Source organism: Comamonas sediminis (genome assembly GCF_041107495.1).
Taxonomy (GTDB): domain Bacteria; phylum Pseudomonadota; class Gammaproteobacteria; order Burkholderiales; family Burkholderiaceae_C; genus Comamonas; species Comamonas sediminis.
Map to the genome: position 1 here is coordinate 471,152 of NZ_JBGBDC010000001.1, position 20,419 is coordinate 491,570.

Consider the following 20,419-nt stretch of genomic DNA (forward strand, 5'->3'; position numbering starts at 1 on the left):
AGCCTTAGTCAAACCCGCGCATCTGCGCCCAGTCGCCAAAGGGCGCGCGGTCGGCACGCAGGCTGTTGATCGGCGCAGACGGGTCTTCGTACCCCAGCGCAATACCATAGGCCACCTTGTAAGGCTCAGGGGCCTTGAGCACCCGCTCCACGGTGTCACCATAGCGGCGCCAGTAGCCCTGGGCACAGGTGGCCAGGCCGCGCTCGGTGGCCAGCAGCATCAGGGACTGCAGGTAAATGCCCAGGTCCACCCACTGCGCATAGCCCATGCGCTCGTCGGCAAACACCAGCAGACCCACCGGCGCACCAAAGAAACGGCCATTCTTGGCCAGCTGCTCCAGGCGCGCGGCCTTGTCCTCGCGCGGAATGTCGATGGTCTTGTACAGGTCCTCGCCATTCTTGAAGCGGCGCGTGCGGTACGGCTCCCAGAGATTGGGCGGGTAGGTGTAGTTGTTGCCGCCCTCGGGCAGCGGCTGCGCGTCCGCGATCGCATCGGTCAGCTCCTGCAAGGCATGGCCCGCCAGCGCCACCACCCGCCAGGGCTGCAGATTACCGCCCGATGCCGCCTGGGCCGCGTCGGCAATCAGGCTGTGGACTGCCTGGGCAGACGGTGTTTTGGGCAAAAAGGCGCGCACAGAGCGGCGCTCTTTCATGGCTTGCGTAACGTTCATGGCAAAGGGCTTTCTGGCGTGGAACGGGGCTGACACATTGCAGCCCGAAGTTTAGTGCAGCGCAGCAAACATCGCTGACACCGACGCGCCAATGCGGCCGCTGGGTGGCGGCCGCATCGTGCGTCAAGCGCTGCCTGCCCTTACCTGGCCGTGGTGTCGCTGGCGATCGGGATGTAGAAATCCCCCCCTGCCCGGTTGAACTCCTCGGCCTTGGCCTGCATGCCCAACGCAATGCCCTGCTCCTCGGCCACGCCCTGGTGCTTGGCGAACTCGCGCACCTCCTGCGTGATCTTCATCGAGCAGAACTTGGGCCCGCACATCGAGCAGAAATGCGCCACCTTGGCACTGTCCTTGGGCAGGGTTTCGTCATGGAAGGCGCGGGCCGTGTCCGGGTCCAGCCCCAGGTTGAACTGGTCCTCCCAGCGGAAATCGAAACGCGCCTGGCTCAATGCATCGTCACGCGCGCGCGCACCGGGGTGGCCCTTGGCCACATCGGCCGCATGCGCGGCAATCTTGTAGGCAATGATGCCCTGCTTGACGTCATCGCGGTCGGGCAGGCCCAGGTGCTCCTTCGGCGTCACATAGCAGAGCATGGCGGTGCCAAACCAGCCGATCATCGCCGCACCAATGGCACTGGCAATATGGTCGTAGCCCGGGGCGATGTCGATGGTCAGTGGGCCCAGGGTGTAGAACGGCGCCTCGTGGCAGTGCTTGAGCTGCTCGGTCATGTTCGCCTGGATCATGTGCATCGGCACATGGCCCGGGCCTTCGATCATGGTCTGCACATCGTGCTTCCAGGCCAGCTGGGTCAGCTCGCCCAGCGTCGCCAGCTCGGCAAACTGGGCTTCGTCATTGGCGTCCGAGGCGCAGCCCGGGCGCAGGCCGTCGCCCAGCGAAAAGCTCACGTCGTACTGCTTCATGATGTCGCAGATGTCTTCGAAATGTTCGTAGAGGAAGCTCTCGCGGTGGTGGGCCATGCACCACTTGGCCATGATGGAGCCGCCGCGCGAGACAATGCCGGTGCGGCGCTGGGCCGTCAGGTGGATATAGGCCAGGCGCACGCCGGCATGGATCGTGAAATAGTCCACGCCCTGCTCGGCCTGCTCCACCAGCGTGTCGCGGAAGATCTCCCAGGTCAGGTCCTCGGCAATGCCGCCCACCTTCTCCAGCGCCTGGTAGATCGGCACGGTGCCAATGGGCACTGGCGAATTGCGCACGATCCAGTCGCGCGTGGTGTGGATGTTCTTGCCGGTGGACAGGTCCATCACATTGTCGGCCCCCCAGCGGATGGCCCAGACCAGTTTCTCGACCTCTTCCTCGATGCTGGAGGTCACCGCCGAGTTGCCGATGTTGGCATTGATCTTGACCTTGAAGTTGCGGCCAATGGCCATCGGCTCGATCTCGGGGTGGTTGATGTTGGCCGGGATGATGGCCCGGCCCCGCGCCACCTCGTCGCGCACAAACTCCGGCGTGATGATCTTGGGGATCGCCGCGCCCAGGCTGTTGCCCGCCAGGCGGGCCTCGCGCGCGGCATCGCGCTGGTACTCGGCCATCCATTCGCGGCGGCCGTTCTCGCGCAGCGCGACGTATTCCATCTCGGGGGTGATGATGCCCTTGCGTGCATAGTGCATCTGGGTCACGTTGGCGCCGCTCTTGGCGCGGCGCGGCTGGCGCTGCAGTGCGGCGGCCTCGGCACGCAGTTGGGCCACGCGCAGGTCTTCTTCGCCGCGCTTGCCGCCATCGTCGAGGGCCACACGCGGGCGCCCCACGTAGTATTCGCTGTCAGTGCGCGCGGCAATCCATTCGGCGCGCAGCGCGGGCAGGCCCTGGCGCACATCGATGGCCACGGCCGGGTCGGTGTAGGGCCCGGAGGTGTCGTAGACGCTGACCCGCTCCCCGTTGGTCAGTGCAATATCGCGCACCGGCACCTGCAGCTGCGGGTGGATGGCACCGGCCAGATAGGATTTGGTCGACGCAGGAAAAGGCTGGCGCGATCGGGCCAGCAGTTCGCTAAAGCGGGCGGCATCGGGGGCATCACCGGTGGCGGGGATGAACAGGGACTCAGGGGCGTTCATGGCAGTCTCCTCAAAGCGGTTGATTTCATCGAACGCTCCGGGACGTGCCGGCCCTGCTCTGTTGCAACACGCCCATCGACTGCACCCCGGCCCGGCCGTGCTGTGCGTTGCGCCAGGGCCGCTGTGGGGTGGCCATGGCGGCACCTGTTGCGCGCTGACAGGTGCCGTCCCCAAAAAAGACAAAACCCCAGTGCGCGAGGCGCCTGGGGTGTGCGTGGCGGAGGGCTGCAAGCGCGTGCCATGCAACGCTGCCTGCCTTCCACCGCTGTGCTTTCAGGGTCCCGCTCTTCTTCCGCCGGCATGAACCGGATCAAGTTCGTCGGGTTCGCTAATCAGCAGTCTTGCCACTACCTTTCGCATCTCAGCGCTTTCGCACACCCCGGAGCTGCGAGCAGTATAGCCGGTTCGTGCCGCGCCTGCAGACGCGTTTTTGCCGCGCTCTGGTGCTTACCCCAGTAGGCGCGCGCGAAGCAGCCTGCAACCATCGGGGCGCAGCCGCCCACCGGTGCGCCGCACCTGGCCGTCACGCTGTACGCCTGTCTATTTGAACAAGGAGACCTCCCGATGCAAGTTCCTGCAATGCCCTCTTTGCGTTCTGCCCGGCCGCACCGGCGACGAGCGATTGCGGCCGCTGCCGCTGGCTGCATGCTGGCCCTGCTCGGCCAAGGCGCGCTGGCGCAAGACAAGGTGCGGATCGGCTTCATCACCGACATGTCCAGCGTCTACGCCGATGTCGATGGCAAGGGCGGGGCCCTGGCCTTGCAGATGGCGATTGACGACTTTGGCGGCAAGCTGCTGGGCAAGCCGGTGGAGCTGATGGTGGCCGACCACCAGAACAAGGCCGACCTGGCCGCATCGAAGGCCCGCGAGTGGTTCGACCAGCGCGATATGCAGATGCTGGTGGGCGGCACCACCTCCAGCACCGGCCTGGCGATGGCCAAGGTGGCCGAGGAGAAAAAGCGCCTCATCATCGTGAACGGCTCGGGCACCTCGGCGCTGACCAACGACCAGTGCAGCCCCTACACCGTGCACTACGCCTACGACACCGTGGCACTGGCCAAGGGCACGGGCGGCGCGATTGTGGGCCTGGGCGACAAGGACTGGTTCTTTCTGACGGCCGACTACGCCTTTGGCCATGCGCTGGAGGCCGATACCACCAAGGTCATCAAGGCCGCCGGCGGCCGCGTGGTGGGCGCCGTGCGCCACCCGATCAATGCCTCGGATTTCTCATCCTTCCTGCTGCAGGCGCAGAACTCCAAGGCGCAGATTCTGGCCATGGCCAACGCGGGCGGCGACACCATCAACACCATCAAGGCTGCGCGCGAGTTTGGTGTCACCAAGACGATGAAACTGGCTGGCCTGCTGCTGTTCAGCTCGGACATCCACAGCCTGGGGCTCAAGCAGACTGAAGGCCTGATGTTCACCGACAGCTGGCATTGGGATTTGAATCCCGAGAGCCGCAAGTTCTCGGACCGCTTCTTCGAAAAGTTCAAGAAGATGCCGACCTCGCTGCAGGCGGCCGATTACTCGGCGATGATGACTTACCTGAAGACAGCGGACCGCATCAAGTCGACCGATTCGGACAAGGTGGTGGCTGCGCTGAAGGCCGAGCCACTGTCCGACTTTTATGCCAAGGGCGTTGTCCGCCCCGATGGCCGGTATGCGCATGAGATGTACCTGATGCAGGTGAAGACCCCGGCCGAATCCAAAGGCGCCTGGGATTATTTCAAGGTGCTCAAGACGCTCAGCCCCGGTGAGGTCTGGACCACCAAGGCCGAAAGCACCTGCAAGCTCTGGAAGTAAATCCTCCCGCTGCTGCCCAAAAAACAAAGGCCTGCGCAATGCAGGCCTTTGACTTGGACGGGTCTGCGACCCTCCGCTATTTCTTCTTACGGTCCATGAAGGCGATCAACTCGCCCATGATGCCGCGGCGGAATGCCAGCACACAGATCACAAAAATCAGGCCGGTCACGATCGTCACCGACTCACCCAAGGTGTTGAACCATTCGACGCCCGTCAAGCGCGACAGCCAGGTGCCGATATCGCCGATCTTGTTCTCCAGCGCGACGATCACCGCCGAGCCGACGATCGGGCCGGACAGCAGGCCCAGGCCGCCCACCAAGGTCATCAGGATGACCTGGCCGGATGCCGTCCAGTGCACGTCCGTCAACGTGGCGAAGCCCAGCACCACCGTCTTGAGCGAGCCCGCCAGGCCCGCCAGCGCGGCCGAGATGACAAAGGCCAGCAGCTTGAAGCGGTTGACGTCGTAGCCCAGCGAGATGGCACGTGGCTCGTTCTCTTTCAGGGCCTTGAGCACCTGGCCGAAAGGCGAATGCACCGTGCGCATGATCAGCAGGAAGGCCAGCACCACGATGACCAGCGCCACGTAGTACATCGTCCAGTCGCTCTCCAGGCTCAGCAGGCCAAACAGCTTGCCGCGCGGCACCGCCTGCAGGCCGTCCTCACCCCCGGTAAAGGGCATTTGCAGGCAGGCGAAGAACAGCATCTGCGCGAGCGCCAACGTGATCATCGAGAAATAAATCCCCTGGCGGCGAATGGCCAGCCAGCCGAACACCACGCCCAGCAATGCGCCGAACACCACACCGAACAAAATGCCCAGCTCCGGCGTCAGGTGCCAGACCTTGATCGCATGGCCGGTCACATAGGCCGCGCCACCAAAAAAGGCGGCATGGCCAAAGGACAGCAGACCGGTGTAGCCCAGCAGCAGATTGAAGGCGCAGGCAAACAGTGCAAAGCACATCAGCTTCATCACGAACACCGGATAGGCCCCCATGAACGGCGCCGCAATCAGGCCGAGCAGCAGCAAGCCGTATCCCAGTTTGGCAAACTTCTTGGAATTCATCCCCTCACCTCACTTCGCTTTGCCAAACAGGCCAGCCGGGCGTACCAGCAGCACGATGACCATGATCACAAACACGACGGTGGCCGAGGCCTCCGGGTAGAAGACCTTGGTCAGCCCTTCGATCACGCCCAGTGCCAGACCGGTGATGATGGCGCCCATGATGGAGCCCATGCCGCCGATCACGACTACCGCGAACACAGTGATGATCAGGTTCTGTCCCATCAGCGGCGTGACCTGGTAGACCGGAGCGGCCAGCACGCCGGCAAAGGCGGCCAGGCCCACGCCAAAGGCATAGGTCAGCATGATCATCAGCGGCACGTTGACACCGAAGGCCTCGACCAGACGGGGGTTCTCGGTGCCGGCGCGCAGGTAGGCACCCAGGCGGGTCTTCTCGATCACGAACCAGGTGGCAAAGCAGACGACCAGCGAGGCTGCGACGACCCACATGCGGTAGTTGGGCAGAAGCATCACGCCGACATTGGTGGCGCCTTCGAGCAGCTCTGGCGTGTCGTAACCCAGGCCGGAGACACCATAGATCGAGCGGAACACACCTTCGATCAGCAACGACAGGCCCAGGGTCAGCAGCAGGCCGTAGAGGTGGTCGAGCTTGTAGATATGGCGCAGCAGGAAGCGCTCTATCAGCACCCCGATGATGCCCACCAGAATCGGTGACAGCAGCAGCATCACCCAGTAGTTGATCTGGAAGTAGGAGGCCGCCATCCAGGTGAACATGGCCCCCAGCATGAACAAAGCGCCGTGGGCGAAATTGATCACGTTGAGCAGGCCGAAGATCACGGCCAATCCCAGACTGAGAATGGCATAGAACGAGCCATTGACCAGACCCAGCAGCAGCTGGCTCATCAAGGCCGGTAATGAGATACCAAAGATTTCCATGAAAGGCTCACGAGTCGGTGAATGAACACAACACGCCTGGCGCCATGCCAATGCTGCTTTTGGCACCCGGCCCATCAGCGATGGACGGGTGCCGCAGCAGGCGGCAAGGACGCAGGTTACGTGTGAGCGGTGCTTACTTCCAGAGCGCGCACTTGGATTCGGCCTTGGTCGTCCAGACCTGGTCTGCAGGCAAGGTGGACAGAACCTTCAGGTAATCCCAGGGCTTCTTGGATTCGGCGGGCGACTTGGCTTCGACCAGGTACATGTCGTGCGCGTAGCGGCCATCGGGACGGATGACACCCTTGCCGTAGAAATCGTTCAGTGGCGTGCTCTTGAGGTACGCCATGACCTTGTCGGCATCGGTGGTCTTGACGGCTTCAACGGCCTTCAGGTAGTTCATCGTGGCCGAGTAGTCCGCCGCATGCAGATCGGTCGGCATGCGCTTGGTCTTGGCAAAGAACTTGTCGGCGAACTTGCGTGTCTCGTCGTTCAGGTCCCAGTACCAGCTGGTGGTGTGCAGCAGGCCTTCGGTGTTCTTCAGGCCCATGCTGTGGATGTCGGACAGGAAGACCAGCAAGCCAGCGGTCTTCATGCTCTTGTTGATGCCGAATTCACGTGCAGCCTTGATGGCATTGATGGTGTCGCCGCCGGCATTGGCCAGACCCAGGATCTGGGCCTTGGAGCTTTGCGCCTGCAGCAGGAAGGACGAGAAGTCGGAAGCGTTGAGCGGATGGCGCACCGAGCCGACAACCTGTCCGCCCTTGGCCTTGATGACGGCCGTGGTATCTGCCTCCAGCGAGTGGCCGAATGCGTAGTCTGCCGTTAGGAAGAACCAGGACTTGCCACCACGGTCCACCACGGCGCCGCCGGTGCCCTTGGCCAGGGCCACGGTGTCATAGGCGTAGTGCACTGTGTAGGGGCTGCATTGCTCATTGGTCAGCGCCGACGAGCCCGCGCCGCTGTTGAAGTAGACGCGCTTTTTCTCCTGGGCCACCTTCGCAGCGGCCAGCGCCGTGCCGGAGTTGGTGCCGCCAAACAGCATCGTCACGCCGGCGGTGTCGATCCACTCGCGCGCCTTGGAGGCGGCAATGTCGGCCTTGTTCTGGTGGTCGGCCGAGACCATCTCGATAGGCTGACCCAGCACCTTGCCACCGAAGTCGTCGATGGCCATCTGGATGGCGACAGCGCCGTTCTTGCCTTCCACGTCGGCGTAGAGGCTGGACATGTCCGTGATGAAGCCGATCTTCACCTTCTCCTGTGCCTGGGCAGCGCCTGCGGACAGGGCGACCAAACATGCCACTTGGGCAATGGCTTTGAGCTTTGCTTTCATCTTGTCTCCTAAAAAATATCTGTTCTCAATTCATGGCGGCAGTCTGCGCTGTGCCAGCGTTGCAAAAAAAGTGGGAGGCTAGACCCCCAGCAAGGTGTTGAGCAAAGGCATCTTGCCTTCGAGCTCGTCGGCACTGAACTGTTCGACGATCTGGCCGTGTTCCATCACATAGAGGCGATCGGCCAGCGGCGCAGCAAAGCGGAAGTTCTGTTCGACCATCACCACGGTGTAGCCCTTGGTACGCAGGCTCACGATCATGCGGGCCAGCGCCTGAACGATGACCGGTGCCAGGCCCTCGGAGATTTCATCGAGCAGCAGCAGCTTGGCGCCGGTGCGCAGAATGCGGGCCACCGCCAGCATCTGCTGCTCGCCGCCCGACAGGCGCGTGCCCTGGCTGTGGCGGCGCTCGGCCAGGTTGGGGAACATCTCGTAGATCTCTTCGACCGACATGCCGGCCGAGCCGGTTTTCAGGTCCGGCGGCAGCATCAGGTTTTCTTCGCAGGAGAGGCTGGCAAAGATGCCGCGCTCTTCCGGGCAGTAACCCAGGCCCAGATGCGCAATCTTGTGCGTAGGCATCTGGATGGTCTCGACGCCGTTGATCTTGATCGAGCCCTTGCGCGACCCCGTCAGGCCCATGACGGCACGCATCGTCGAGGTGCGGCCTGCGCCATTGCGGCCCAGCAGGGTCACGACCTCGCCCGGCATCACGCGCATGTTCACGCCATGCAGCACATGCGATTCGCCATACCAGGCGTGCAGATCGCTGATCTCCAGTGCTGGCACTCCGTTTTTCTCATTCATGTCAGTGCGCTCCCTGCAGCTGGCCGTCGGTGGTTCCCATATACGCTTCCATCACCTGGGGGTTCTGCGACACCGTCTGGTAGTCGCCCTCGGCCAGGATGGCCCCGCGCTGCAGCACCGTGATGCGGTCCGCAATCGTCGAGATGACCTTCATGTTGTGTTCGACCATCAAGATGGTGCGGCCAGCCGACACCTTCTTGATCAGCTGGGTGACGCGCTCGACGTCCTCATGGCCCATGCCCTGGGTGGGCTCGTCAAGCAGCATCAGCTCGGGCTCCATCGCCAACGTGGTCGCGATCTCCAGCGCACGCTTTTGGCCGTAGGGCAGGTTCAGGGTGATCTCGTCGGCCAGATGGGCCAGGCCCACTTCTTCGAGCAAGGCCACCGCGCGGCCGTTGAGCTTGTCCAGCGTGCGCTCGCTGCTCCAGAAGTGGAAGGACGTGCCCAGCTTGCGCTGCAAGGCGATGCGCACGTTCTCCATCAGGCTCAGGTGCGGGAACACCGCCGAGATCTGGAACGAGCGGATCACCCCACGGCGGGCAATCTGCGCCGGCTCCTCGCTGGTGATGTCGGTGCCGTTGAAATGGATGATGCCCTTGGTGGGCGTCAGGAACTTGGTCAGCAGGTTGAAGCATGTCGTCTTGCCGGCACCATTGGGGCCGATCAGCGCATGGATCGAGCCCCGCTGCACCGACAGATTGACATTGCTGACTGCTGTGAATCCCCGAAACTCCTTGGTGAGATCTCGGGTTTGAAGAATGACATCACTCATGGGCACCGCACCGCTTCGCTGGAAAAAAGCGCGGCGCCTATTCCGGGTTGGAAATGCACGCCGCTTCGATGCTGCCAATACTAGGAAAGAATACTGCGATGCAACACTGGGGAAAGCCTGTAGGTGAGGCTGCGTACGCGTTAACCCGTGGGCTTTATGCGCTCACTTTTTGATAGTCGCCTGAGGGACAAGCGGCCGTCTTTTTGTCATCAGAATCAAAGACGGACGACAATGCAGACGCCCTGCCCTCAGCCATCGATAGGGGCTGTGCATCCTCAGTGCGGCAGCATGCAAGCCCACCCGGGCTGCTGCCAAGGCGACAGAAGCGCCCTATTGCAGGCGGTGCTTGCTGGCTTCGGGCAGCAGCAGCGGCAGTACATCGATGCCTTCATCGGCCAGCGCGCGCTGCTCTTGCGGGGTGGCGGTGCCCCGGATGGGCCGGACATCGACCTCACCCTCGTGCATCTGCCGGGCCAGGTCGGCAAAGTCACTGCCTACATCGTCGGTGTTGGCAATGACCTGGCGCGACAGCTCCAGCCAGGCCTGTTGCAGTCGCTGGGCATCACTGAGCGGGTGGGAAGCCTGGGAAGGCGGGGCGGAGCTCGGCGCGCTGCCGGACTGTGCGGCGGCTGCGGCCGATGAGGCCGGCGTGGCGGGCACCGCTGCGGGGATGGAATTGGATTTGCGTGCCAGATGCGGGGCGCTCAGACCTTTGACGATCTCGCGCGAATTGCACATCGGGCAACTGAGCCAGCCTTGGCTCTGCTGCTGCTCCAATGCGGCATCGGAGGCAAACCAGCCTTCAAAGACATGGCCCAACGGGCAGCGCAGGTTGAAAACCTTCACAGGCTCACCCCGCTCGGCTCACCTTGCGCAGCAGGTACTGGTAGGCAAAACCGGGGAAGGCAAAGGTCAGGAACAAGGTGCCGGTGACGGCATAGAACTCCCAACCCTGGCTGCTGCGCTGGCCGGCACGGCCTTCAAGCAGCATCGCAAAGGCCCCGATGAGGAAGTACAACACGACCAGCTCGACCAAGCGGATCCACAGTGCCTTGCTGGCACTGCCGCTGTCATGGCATACCGGCCCAGCGGCCAGAATGCGTTGGTTCAGAAACGGCAGATTGGCCGCAACAAAGCCCGCCACGATCACCAGCCAGATGGATGCGGTGATAGACATGCGGGCTTTGCAGAGTTGGAGGGCAGATGGTTTAGCTGGCGAGCGCGCGCAGGACGGCGTCAGAGCACAGCTTCATCAGACCGCCGGGCATGATACCCAGGATCAGCACCAGCGCGCCATTGACGACCAGCACGGCACGCACGTCCAGCGGTGCGTGCACCTTGGCGGCAGTGATGGGCTTGTCGAAGTACATGACCTTGACCACGCGCAGGTAGTAGAAGGCGCCGATCAGCGACATGACCACTGCGAACACGGCCAGCGCAATGTACAGGCCACTGCCCGATGCCACCAGTGCTTGCAGCACGGCCAGCTTCGAGTAGAAGCCCACCAGCGGAGGAATACCAGCCATCGAGAACAGGCAGATCGCCATCACGCCGGCGTACAGCGGGCTGCGCTGGTTCAGACCGGCGAAGTCAGCGATCTCTTCGCTCTCGAAGCCTTCGCGGGCCAGCAGCAGCACCACACCGAAGGTGGCCAACGTGGTCAGCACATAGCTCACCACGTAGAACATCGATGCGCTGTAGGCGTTGCCAGCCGTTGCGGCTTCCACATTGCCATTGACCACGCCAGACATCAGACCCAGCAGCACAAAGCCCATTTGCGAGATGGTCGAGTAGGCCAGCATGCGCTTGATATTGGTCTGTGCAATAGCGGCCAGGTTACCGATCAGCAGCGACAGGATGGCCAGCACGGCCAGCATCTGTTGCCAGTCGATGGCCAGCGGCAGCAGGCCGTCGACCAGCAGGCGGATCACGATCGCGAAAGCTGCCAGCTTGGGCGCGCCGCCGACGATCATCGTGATGGCGGTTGGTGCGCCTTGGTAGACGTCAGGCACCCACATGTGGAAAGGCACCACACCCAGTTTGAACGCGAGGCCCGCCACCACAAACACCAGACCAAACACCAGCACCTGGTGGCGGATCAGGCCGGAGTTGACCGCCTTGAACACTTCACCGATGTCCAGCGAGCCAGTGGCACCGTAGATCATCGACAGGCCGTACAGCAGGAAACCCGACGCCATCGCGCCCAGCACGAAGTACTTCATGCCCGCTTCCACCGCAGCAGTGTTGTCACGGCGCAGGCAGACCAGCGCGTAGCTCGACAGGGTCAACAGCTCCAGGCCCAGGTAGATGATCAGGAAGTTGTTGCCCGCGATCATCACGTTCATGCCCAGCAGTGCCAGCAGCGACAGGATGAAGTACTCGCCGCCCTTGAGCATGCCACGGTCACGCGAGTAGCCACGGCCATACACCAGGGTGACGGCCATGGCGATGGCCGCCGCACACTTGAGCCAGTTGCCCATGGCGTCGGAGACGACCATGTTGCCGAAGGCGTAGAAGGTATTGCCATTGCTGGCGTAGATACCGGTGATCACCGCCACGACCACCAGGGTCAGCAGCGACAGAATGTAGGTGAGCGTGCGCCCTGCGCTCTTGACGCCCAGGTCCACGAGGGTGATGACGCAAGCCATCACCAACAGCACGATTTCAGGATAGATAGCCAGCCAGCTGATGTTATCAATCATCTCAAGTCTCTCAATTCTGTCCGACCATCACAGCTTGGACGCAGCGACATGCTTGAGCAGGTCGGCCACCGAGGCACCCATCACATCGGTGAACGGTGCGGGGTAGACACCCATGATCAGCACGGCAGCAGCCAAGATGCCCAGGATTAGGAATTCGCGGCAACCGATGTCCTTGAGCTCACGCACATGGTCATTGGTCACGGGGCCGAAGTACACGCGCTTGTACATCCACAGCGTGTAGGCCGCACCCAGAATCAGCGCGGTGGCCGACAGCACACCAATCCAGAAGTTGAACTTCGTGGCGCCCAGGATCACCATCCACTCGCCGATGAAACCGGCGGTGCCTGGCAGGCCGCAGTTGGCCATCGCAAACAGCAGTGCAAAGGCAGCAAACTTGGGCATGGTGTTGACCACACCGCCGTAGGCAGCGATGTCACGCGAATGCACACGGTCATACAGCACGCCGATGCACAGGAACATCGCGCCCGAGACGAAGCCGTGGGCAATCATCTGCACCAGGCCACCCATGACACCGATGTCATTGAAGATGAAGAAGCCCAGGGTCACAAAGCCCATGTGTGCGACGGACGAGTATGCCACCAGCTTCTTCATGTCCTTCTGCACAATCGCCACCAGACCCACATAGATCACGGCGATCAGCGACAGCGCGATGATGAGCCAGGCCCATTCATGCGACGCATCGGGAGCGATCGGCATCGAGAAACGCAGGAAACCATAGGCACCCAGCTTCAGCATGATCGCGGCCAGCACCGCAGAGCCACCGGTAGGCGCTTCGACGTGCACGTCGGGCAGCCAGGTGTGGACCGGGAACATCGGCACCTTCACAGCAAACGCAGCGAAGAAGGCAAAGAAGATCAAGGTCTGCTCGGTCATCGTCAGCGGCAGCTGGTGCCAGGCCAGAATCTCGAAGCTGCCCGACTTGCTGTACAGGTACAGCAGCGCGATCAAAGTCAGCAGCGAACCCATCAGCGTGTACAGGAAGAACTTGAACGCTGCGTAGATGCGGTTCGGGCCACCCCAGATACCGATGATCAGGTACATCGGAATCAGGGTCGCTTCAAAGAACACGTAGAACAGCAGGCCGTCCAGTGCGGAGAACACACCGATCATCAGACCCGACAGGATCAGGAATGCGCCCATGTACTGGTTCACGCGCTCGGTGATCGACTCCCAGGAAGCCAGCACCACGATCACCGTGATGAAAGCGGTCAGCGGCACGAACCAGAAGGAGATGCCATCGACGCCCAGGTAGTAGTTGATACCGAAGCGTGGAATCCAGGACGCCTTCTCGACGAACTGCATCGCCGACGTACCCAGCTGGAAGCCGGTGTACAGCGGCAAGGTGACCAGGAGGCCTATCAGCGCACCGACCAGTGCGATCCAGCGCACCATCTTGGCTTGCTCCTGCTTGCCAAAGGCCAGCAGGACCGTACCAAAGACGATGGGCGTCCAAATTGCAAGACTCAACAATCCCATTTTTCTTCTTCCTTACTTGTTGAGCAGCACGAAGTACGTCATGGCCAGGAAGATACCCAGAATCATGACCAATGCGTAGTGGTACACATAACCCGTCTGCAGCCAGCGCACCAGCGCGGAGATGCGGCCAACCACCTTCCAGGAACCATTGACGATCAGACCGTCGATCAGGCCTTGGTCGCCCACCTTCCAGAACAGGCTGCCCAGCACGCGCGAGCCGCGGGCGAAGATGTTTTCATAGACCCAGTCCACACCGTACTTGCCCTCCAGCACCTGGTACAGGCCGACCTTTTCACTGACACGCTTGATCGCAGCAGGAATTTCGGGCTTGAGCATGTAGAACACGTAGGAGGTCACCACACCGGCCAGGGCCAGCCAGAACGGCGCAGCGGTGAAGCCGTGCAGTGCCATCGGAATCCAGCCGTGGATCTTCTCGGCCAGCTCGGCCATTGCGCCGTGCTTGCTGCCATCGACATAGATGACGCCCTTGAAGAAGTCACCGAACAGCATCGGCATCAGCGCAATCGCACCGATCACCACCGAAGGAATGGCCAGCAGCACTAGCGGCAGGGTCACCACCCATGGCGACTCATGCGGCTTGGCATCGTGGCCATGGCCGTGGTGGTCGTCGTGAGCATGGTGGTCGTCGTGGTGGGCATCGGGGTTCTGGTCGTAGCGCTCTTTACCGTGGAACACGATGAAGTACAGGCGGAACGAGTAGAACGCGGTGATGAACACACCCGCCAGCACGGCAAAGTTGGCAAAGCCGGCGGCAGGCAGGTTCGAGGCATGCACCGCTTCGATGATCGCATCCTTCGAGTAGAAGCCCGAGAAGAACGGCGTACCGATCAGCGCCAGGTTGCCCAACAGGAAGGTGATCCAGGTGATGGGCATGTACTTGCGCACGCCACCCATCCAGCGGATGTCCTGGTTGTGGTGCATGCCCATGATGACCGAGCCCGCGCCGAGGAACAGCAGCGCCTTGAAGAACGCGTGCGTCATCAGGTGGAACACCGACACCGAGTAGGCCGACACGCCCAGCGCGATGGTCATGTAACCGAGCTGCGACAACGTGGAGTACGCGATCACGCGCTTGATGTCGTTCTGGATGATGCCCAGGATACCCATGAACAGCGCGGTGATCGAGCCAATCACGAGGATGAAGTTCAGCGCTGCGTCGGACAGCTCATAGAGCGGCGACATGCGTGAAACCATGAAGATACCGGCGGTCACCATGGTAGCCGCGTGGATCAGTGCCGAGATGGGGGTAGGACCTTCCATCGAATCGGGCAGCCAGGCGTGCAGCGGGAACTGGGCCGACTTGCCCATCGCACCGATGAACAGGCAGATGCAGATCACCGTCATCAGCGACCAGGTCGAGCCTGGCAGGGTCATGCCGCTCAGCTCCTGGGTCTTGGCGAAGATTTCGGTGTAGTTCAAGGTGCCGGTGTAGGCGGCGATCAGGCCGATACCCAGGATGAAGCCGAAGTCACCGACACGGTTGACCACGAAGGCCTTCATGTTGGCGAAGATCGCGGTTTCCTTCTTGAAGTAGAAACCGATCAGCAGGTACGACACCAGGCCCACCGCTTCCCAGCCGAAGAACAGCTGCAGCAGGTTGTTGCTCATCACCAGCATCAGCATCGAGAAGGTGAACAGCGAGATGTACGAGAAGAAACGGTCATAGCCGTCGTCTTCCGCCATGTAGCCGATGGTGTAGATGTGCACCATCAGCGACACGAAGGTCACCACGCACATCATCATCGCGGTGATGGAGTCGATCATGAAACCGATCTCCATCTTCAGCGACCCGACGGTCATCCAGGTGTAGAGCGTCTGGTTGAAGGTCGCGCCTTCAAACACCACGCTCTGGAACGTCATCGCAGAGATGACGAAGGCAATGAACACACCCAGGATGGTGAGCGTGCGGCTGCCAACGCGGCCGATGCGGTTGCCGCCCAGGGCGGTACCGAAAATGCCTGCCAGCAAAGATCCTGCCAGGGGCGCCAGAGGCACCGCCAACAGTGTTGAAGCAGAAAGGGTTTGACTCATTCTTCTTAACCTTGCAAGTATTGGTCCCTCAACCCTTCAGGGAGTTGAGATCTTCCGCATCGATGGTGGACTTGTTACGGAACAGCAACACCAGGATTGCCAGACCAATGGCCGACTCTGCCGCAGCGACGGTCAGGATGAAGAACACGAAAATCTGGCCGTGCATGTCTCCCAGGTAATGGGAGAACGCGACAAAGTTCGTGTTCACTGCCAGCAGCATCAACTCGATGGCCATCAGCAGCACAATCAGATTGCGGCGGTTCAAGAAGATCCCGACCACGGACAGGGCGAACAGCATCGCGCCCAACGTCAGAAAATGACCCAGAGTGAGCGTCATACCTTCTTCTCCTCAGCAGCAGCCGGTGGCACCACAGGTGCGGGGGGCTTGCTGGCCTCGACTTTGACCAATTGCAGGCGATCCGAAGCACGCACGCGCACTTGCAGGGATGCATCGATGGCCTTGGAATCCTTGCGCTGGCGCAGGGTCAGGGCAATCGCGGCAATCATCGCCACCAGCAAGATGACCGCAGCCACTTGCACAGGGAACAGATACTCGGTGTAGAGCATGGTGCCCAGCGCCTTGACGTTGCTGTAGGGCACTACCTTACCGGCCGCATCCACCACCGCCGGGATGGCCTTGGGCGCATCGATGGCGCTGAAGCCGCCGATCAGCACGACACCCATCTCGAATGCAACGATGGCAAAAATCACCGCAGCGAGCGGGAAGTTCTTCCAGAAGCTCTTGCGCAGCTGGTCGATGCGGATATCCAGCATCATCACCACGAAGAGGAACAGCACCATCACGGCGCCCAGGTAGACCATCACCAGCACGATGGCCAGGAACTCAGCCTTGAGCAGCAACCAGATACCGGCTGCCTGAGAGAACGCCAACATCAGGTGCAGCACAGCGTGCACCGGATTTGGAGCAGTAACCACTCGGAATGCCGCATACAGCAGCACTACCGAGAACAGATAGAAAAAACCAGTTGTGACATCCATGTGGGGCTCTTTTCGATCAGTCTCCAAGTGCCGCGTTAGCGGTACTTTGCGTCCGCAGCCTTGGCTGCAGCAATTTCAGGTTCGTAACGGTCGCCCACGGCCAGCAGCATTTCCTTGGTGAAGTACAGGTCGCCGCGCTTTTCCCCGTGGTATTCCAGAATCTGGGTTTCCACGATGGAATCAACCGGGCAGCTTTCTTCACAGAAGCCACAGAAAATGCACTTGGTCAGATCGATGTCGTAACGGGTGGTGCGGCGCGAGCCGTCATCACGCACATCCGACTCGATCGTGATCGCCATGGCAGGGCAGACGGCTTCGCACAGCTTGCAGGCGATGCAACGCTCTTCACCGTTTTCGTAGCGGCGCAGCGCGTGCAGGCCACGGAAACGCGGCGACAGCGGCGTCTTCTCTTCGGGGAACTGGACCGTGATCTTGCGCGCAAACGTGTAGCGGCCGGTCAGGGCCATGCCCTTCATCAATTCCCAGAGCATGAAGCTCTTGAAGAAATCCTTCACCGAGAAAGAGCGGGGAGAAACTGCAGTAGTCATGTTGTATTCCTCCGCTTATTTCCAGATGTTCCATGGCGACAGCAGCCAGCCGCCGACAAAGACCAGGTACACCAGAGTCACGGGGATGAAGATCTTCCAGCCCAGACGCATGATCTGGTCATAGCGGAAACGTGGGAAAGTAGCGCGAATCCAGATGAACATCGACACCACCAGGAAGGTCTTGGCTGCCAGCCAGATCCAGCCCGGAATGAAGGACAGGAAATCGAATGGTGGCAACCAGCCGCCCATGAACATGATCACGGCCAGGATGGACACCAGCCACATGCTCGCGTACTCCGCCAGGAAGAACACGGCAAAGCCCATGCCCGAATATTCCACCATGTGACCGGCCACGATTTCCGCTTCGCCTTCGACGACGTCGAAGGGGTGGCGGTTGGTCTCAGCCACGGCCGAGATCAGGTAGACGATGAACATCGGCAGCAGTGGCAACCAGTTCCACGACAGGATGCTGGCACCCGACGATGCCATCATGCCCTTGCCCTGGGCCAGCACGATCTCGGTCAGGTTCATGCTGCCGGTGACCATGATCACCACCAGGAAGCAGAAGCCCATCGCGATTTCATAGCTCACCATCTGGGCCGATGCGCGCAGCGCGCCCAGGAAGGCGTACTTGGAGTTCGATGCCCAGCCGGCGATGATCACACCATAGACTTCGATCGACGTGATGGCCATCACCAGCAGCAGGCCGACGTTCACGTTTGCCAGCGCCACATCGGGGCCGAAGGGGATGACCACCCAGGCTGCCAGCGCAGGCATGATGGCCATGATCGGGCCCAGGCGGTAGAGGCCCGAGCTCGCCGCCGTCGGCGTGATGATTTCCTTGGTCATCAGCTTGAGGCCGTCGGCCAGAGGCTGTAGCAGACCGAAGGGGCCGACCCGGTTGGGGCCGTAACGCACTTGCATGAAGCCCAGGAGCTTGCGCTCCCACAGGGTCAGGTAAGCCACCGCGCCCATCAGAGGCAGAACGATGCACAGGATCTTGATCAGGTTCCAGATCACCGGCCAGACCAGGGTCGCCCACCAGTCGGCTGCGATCAGGGTCAGACCGCCGTTGTAGATTGCGTCGATCATGCTGCAACCACCTCCGAGGATTGGCGGGCATCCGCCGTCATTTGCAACGAAGGCGCGCGACGCACGATGCCATCGAGTTGGTAGATGCTGGCCACCACCGGCTCCTGGCTTGCAGGCGCCGACACAGCCATGTTGGTCTTGGTGCTGTTGGACAGCAGCTCGGCAGGCACCTGGCCTTGCGAGCCCGTGGCCACGGCCAGCACATCCTGCGAGGAGTCAAAGGCCATGCCTGGCACATCCAGCAGGTTGCCCAGCACGCGCAGCACCTTCCAGCCCGGACGGGTATCGCCCAGTGGCTTGACCACGGCGTGGAAGCTCTGCACACGGCCTTCGGCATTCACGAACGAGCCCGAGGTCTCGGTGAACGGCGCGATCGGCAGCAGCACATCGGCGATGTCCATGTTGGCCTTGAACGGGCTCAGGCTCACCACCATCTCGCAGCCTTGCAGCGCCTGGCTGCCAGCGGCCGTGTCGAATGCGGGTTCGCAGTTGAGCAAGATGGCAGCCTTGACGCCACCGGCGAGCATCTCGCCAGCGTGCATGCCATGGGCCTGGGGCACAGCGCCCACCCATTGCGCGCCCACGGTGTTGGCCGCTTCGGTCAGGAAGCCCACGGTCGCACCGGTCTGCGCGCCAATCCAGTTGGCGATCGACAGCAAGGTGCTCGCTTGTGCATGGTGCGCCACGGCATTGCCCAGCAGGATGGCCTTTTGCTCGCCGTTTTGCAGCGCGCGGGCAATCTCGATGGACTCAGGCGTCACCGTACCGGCATTGTTGGGCGCTTCCACACCCTTGGACTGGGCGATGGCCGCTGCCACGGAGGACAGCGTATAGGCCCACTGCGCAGCAGGTGCGATCAGCTGGTGGGCCAGCGGAATCGCCAGATCAAAAGCCTTGGACTGGATGGCCGTCACCACCGCGCCCTTGCGGGCGGCCTGGCGGATACGCTGGGCAAACAGCGGATGCTCCTTGCGCACGTTCGAGCCGACGATCAAAGCGGTGTTCAGGTCCGACAGCGAGGCGATCGAGCGGCCCAGCCAGCGCACACCTTCTGCCTTGGCAAAATCGGCATTGCGCAGGCGGTAGTCCACGTTCTGGCTGCCCAGCGAGCGCACCAGTTCGCCCGCCAGGAACAGCTCCTCAAGGGTGCTGTGCGGGCTGACCAGCGCACCGACGGCGCTGGCGCCGTGGTCGCGTTGCACGCTCTTGATGCCATTGGCCACGTATTCCAGCGCAGCTTGCCAGCTCACTTCGAGCCACTGGCCGCCTTGCTTGATCATCGGCGCGGTCAGGCGCTCTTCGCCGTTGAGCGCTTCGTAGGAGAAGCGGTCGCGGTCGGCAATCCAGCATTCGTTGACAGCCTCGTTCTCGAAAGGCACAACGCGCATCACCTTGTTGTTCTTGACCTGAACGATCAAGTTGGCACCGGTGGAGTCATGCGGCGAGACCGACTTGCGGCGCGACAGCTCCCAGGTGCGGGCGCTGTAGCGGAAAGGCTTGCTCGTCAATGCGCCCACGGGGCAGATGTCGATCATGTTGCCCGACAGTTCCGAGTCCACCGTATCGCCCACGACCGTGGTGATTTCGGCGTGCTCGCCGCGGTTGACCATGCCCAGCTCCATGATGCCCGAGACTTCTTGACCGAAGCGCACGCAACGGGTGCAGTGGATGCAACGGCTCATCTCTTCCATCGAGATCAGCGGGCCCACGTTTTTGTGGAAGACCACGCGCTTTTCTTCTTCGTAGCGCGAGCTGCTGGCACCGTAGCCCACAGCCAAGTCCTGCAACTGGCATTCACCGCCCTGGTCGCAGATCGGGCAATCCAGCGGGTGGTTGATGAGCAAGAACTCCATCACCGATTGCTGGGCCTTGACCGCCTTGTCCGAGGTGGTGCGCACAATCATGCCTTGGGTCACCGGCGTGGCGCAGGCGGGCATCGCCTTGGGCGCCTTCTCGACATCCACCAGGCACATACGGCAGTTCGCCGCGATCGACAGTTTCTTGTGGTAGCAGAAGTGAGGGATGTACTTGCCCGCCGCATCGGCCGCGTGCATGACCATGCTGCCTTCCGCGACCTCGACCTTCTGACCGTCTATTTCAATTTCAACCATATGCTCACTCGCG

At 61.8% G+C, this 20,419-nt stretch carries 18 protein-coding genes and 1 riboswitch; of the genes, 1 reads left to right on the top strand and 17 read right to left on the bottom strand.

What is annotated here, in order from left to right; genetic code table 11:
• Nucleotides 1-4: 4 nt before the first annotated feature.
• Together AB7A72_RS02005 and thiC are read right to left on the bottom strand one after the other, a co-directional pair.
• On the bottom strand, nucleotides 5-670 hold the full coding sequence (locus AB7A72_RS02005) for a nitroreductase (protein WP_369458870.1): 666 nt from the start codon (nucleotides 668-670) through the stop codon (nucleotides 5-7).
• Between the two features lie 140 nt (nucleotides 671-810).
• On the bottom strand, nucleotides 811-2,745 hold the full coding sequence (gene thiC, locus AB7A72_RS02010) for a phosphomethylpyrimidine synthase ThiC (protein WP_369458871.1): 1,935 nt from the start codon (nucleotides 2,743-2,745) through the stop codon (nucleotides 811-813).
• Nucleotides 2,746-3,015: 270 nt separating this feature from the next.
• Nucleotides 3,016-3,137, bottom strand: a riboswitch (TPP riboswitch).
• Nucleotides 3,138-3,390: 253 nt separating this feature from the next.
• On the opposite strand from thiC, the gene AB7A72_RS02015 reads away from it, so the two are divergent.
• Nucleotides 3,391-4,548: an ABC transporter substrate-binding protein gene (locus AB7A72_RS02015; protein ID WP_369459096.1), complete on the top strand. Its 1,158-nt coding sequence runs from the start codon at nucleotides 3,391-3,393 to the stop codon at nucleotides 4,546-4,548.
• 76 nt (nucleotides 4,549-4,624) lie between these two features.
• Here AB7A72_RS02015 and AB7A72_RS02020 read toward each other — a convergent pair whose 3' ends face one another.
• From AB7A72_RS02020 to nuoG, 15 genes are all read right to left on the bottom strand, one after another.
• The gene (locus tag AB7A72_RS02020) at nucleotides 4,625-5,608 is read right to left on the bottom strand and encodes a branched-chain amino acid ABC transporter permease (protein ID WP_312409845.1); all 984 of its coding nucleotides are present in this window, start codon (nucleotides 5,606-5,608) and stop codon (nucleotides 4,625-4,627) included.
• Nucleotides 5,609-5,617: 9 nt separating this feature from the next.
• Nucleotides 5,618-6,502 carry a branched-chain amino acid ABC transporter permease gene (locus AB7A72_RS02025; protein ID WP_239811301.1) on the bottom strand — a complete coding sequence of 295 codons (885 nt, stop codon included), beginning with the start codon at nucleotides 6,500-6,502 and terminating at the stop codon, nucleotides 5,618-5,620.
• Between the two features lie 133 nt (nucleotides 6,503-6,635).
• Nucleotides 6,636-7,832 carry an ABC transporter substrate-binding protein gene (locus AB7A72_RS02030; protein WP_230771658.1) on the bottom strand — a complete coding sequence of 399 codons (1,197 nt, stop codon included), beginning with the start codon at nucleotides 7,830-7,832 and terminating at the stop codon, nucleotides 6,636-6,638.
• Between the two features lie 78 nt (nucleotides 7,833-7,910).
• The gene (locus AB7A72_RS02035; protein WP_369458872.1) at nucleotides 7,911-8,633 is read right to left on the bottom strand and encodes an ABC transporter ATP-binding protein; all 723 of its coding nucleotides are present in this window, start codon (nucleotides 8,631-8,633) and stop codon (nucleotides 7,911-7,913) included.
• A gap of 1 nt (nucleotide 8,634) precedes the next feature.
• The gene (locus AB7A72_RS02040; RefSeq protein ID WP_021028573.1) at nucleotides 8,635-9,405 is read right to left on the bottom strand and encodes an ABC transporter ATP-binding protein; all 771 of its coding nucleotides are present in this window, start codon (nucleotides 9,403-9,405) and stop codon (nucleotides 8,635-8,637) included.
• 330 nt (nucleotides 9,406-9,735) lie between these two features.
• Nucleotides 9,736-10,251 (bottom strand): DUF1178 family protein, encoded by a 516-nt coding sequence (locus AB7A72_RS02045; protein ID WP_369458873.1) that lies wholly within the window; start codon nucleotides 10,249-10,251, stop codon nucleotides 9,736-9,738.
• 4 nt (nucleotides 10,252-10,255) lie between these two features.
• Nucleotides 10,256-10,582, bottom strand: a complete 327-nt coding sequence (locus tag AB7A72_RS02050) for a DUF2818 family protein (RefSeq protein WP_312458850.1) — start codon at nucleotides 10,580-10,582, stop codon at nucleotides 10,256-10,258.
• A 31-nt stretch (nucleotides 10,583-10,613) separates the two neighbouring features.
• The gene (gene nuoN / locus AB7A72_RS02055; RefSeq protein WP_239811297.1) at nucleotides 10,614-12,107 is read right to left on the bottom strand and encodes an NADH-quinone oxidoreductase subunit NuoN; all 1,494 of its coding nucleotides are present in this window, start codon (nucleotides 12,105-12,107) and stop codon (nucleotides 10,614-10,616) included.
• Nucleotides 12,108-12,134: 27 nt separating this feature from the next.
• Entirely contained in the window at nucleotides 12,135-13,604 is a 1,470-nt protein-coding gene (locus AB7A72_RS02060; RefSeq protein WP_239811296.1) for an NADH-quinone oxidoreductase subunit M, read from the bottom strand.
• A 12-nt stretch (nucleotides 13,605-13,616) separates the two neighbouring features.
• Nucleotides 13,617-15,656, bottom strand: coding sequence for an NADH-quinone oxidoreductase subunit L (nuoL, locus tag AB7A72_RS02065; RefSeq protein WP_312409876.1), 2,040 nt, complete (start codon nucleotides 15,654-15,656; stop codon nucleotides 13,617-13,619).
• A gap of 28 nt (nucleotides 15,657-15,684) precedes the next feature.
• Nucleotides 15,685-15,993, bottom strand: a complete 309-nt coding sequence (nuoK, locus tag AB7A72_RS02070) for an NADH-quinone oxidoreductase subunit NuoK (protein WP_021028567.1) — start codon at nucleotides 15,991-15,993, stop codon at nucleotides 15,685-15,687.
• Nucleotides 15,990-16,655 (bottom strand): NADH-quinone oxidoreductase subunit J, encoded by a 666-nt coding sequence (locus AB7A72_RS02075; RefSeq protein WP_239811294.1) that lies wholly within the window; start codon nucleotides 16,653-16,655, stop codon nucleotides 15,990-15,992. Before AB7A72_RS02075 ends, nuoK begins: the two co-directional genes overlap by 4 nt.
• Before the next feature lie 35 nt (nucleotides 16,656-16,690).
• The gene (gene nuoI / locus AB7A72_RS02080; RefSeq protein ID WP_021028565.1) at nucleotides 16,691-17,203 is read right to left on the bottom strand and encodes an NADH-quinone oxidoreductase subunit NuoI; all 513 of its coding nucleotides are present in this window, start codon (nucleotides 17,201-17,203) and stop codon (nucleotides 16,691-16,693) included.
• A gap of 15 nt (nucleotides 17,204-17,218) precedes the next feature.
• Nucleotides 17,219-18,295 carry an NADH-quinone oxidoreductase subunit NuoH gene (nuoH, locus tag AB7A72_RS02085; RefSeq protein ID WP_239811293.1) on the bottom strand — a complete coding sequence of 359 codons (1,077 nt, stop codon included), beginning with the start codon at nucleotides 18,293-18,295 and terminating at the stop codon, nucleotides 17,219-17,221.
• The gene (nuoG, locus tag AB7A72_RS02090; RefSeq protein WP_239811292.1) at nucleotides 18,292-20,406 is read right to left on the bottom strand and encodes an NADH-quinone oxidoreductase subunit NuoG; all 2,115 of its coding nucleotides are present in this window, start codon (nucleotides 20,404-20,406) and stop codon (nucleotides 18,292-18,294) included. The genes nuoH and nuoG overlap by 4 nt, the downstream gene beginning before the upstream one ends.
• Between the last annotated feature and the right edge of the window lie 13 nt (nucleotides 20,407-20,419).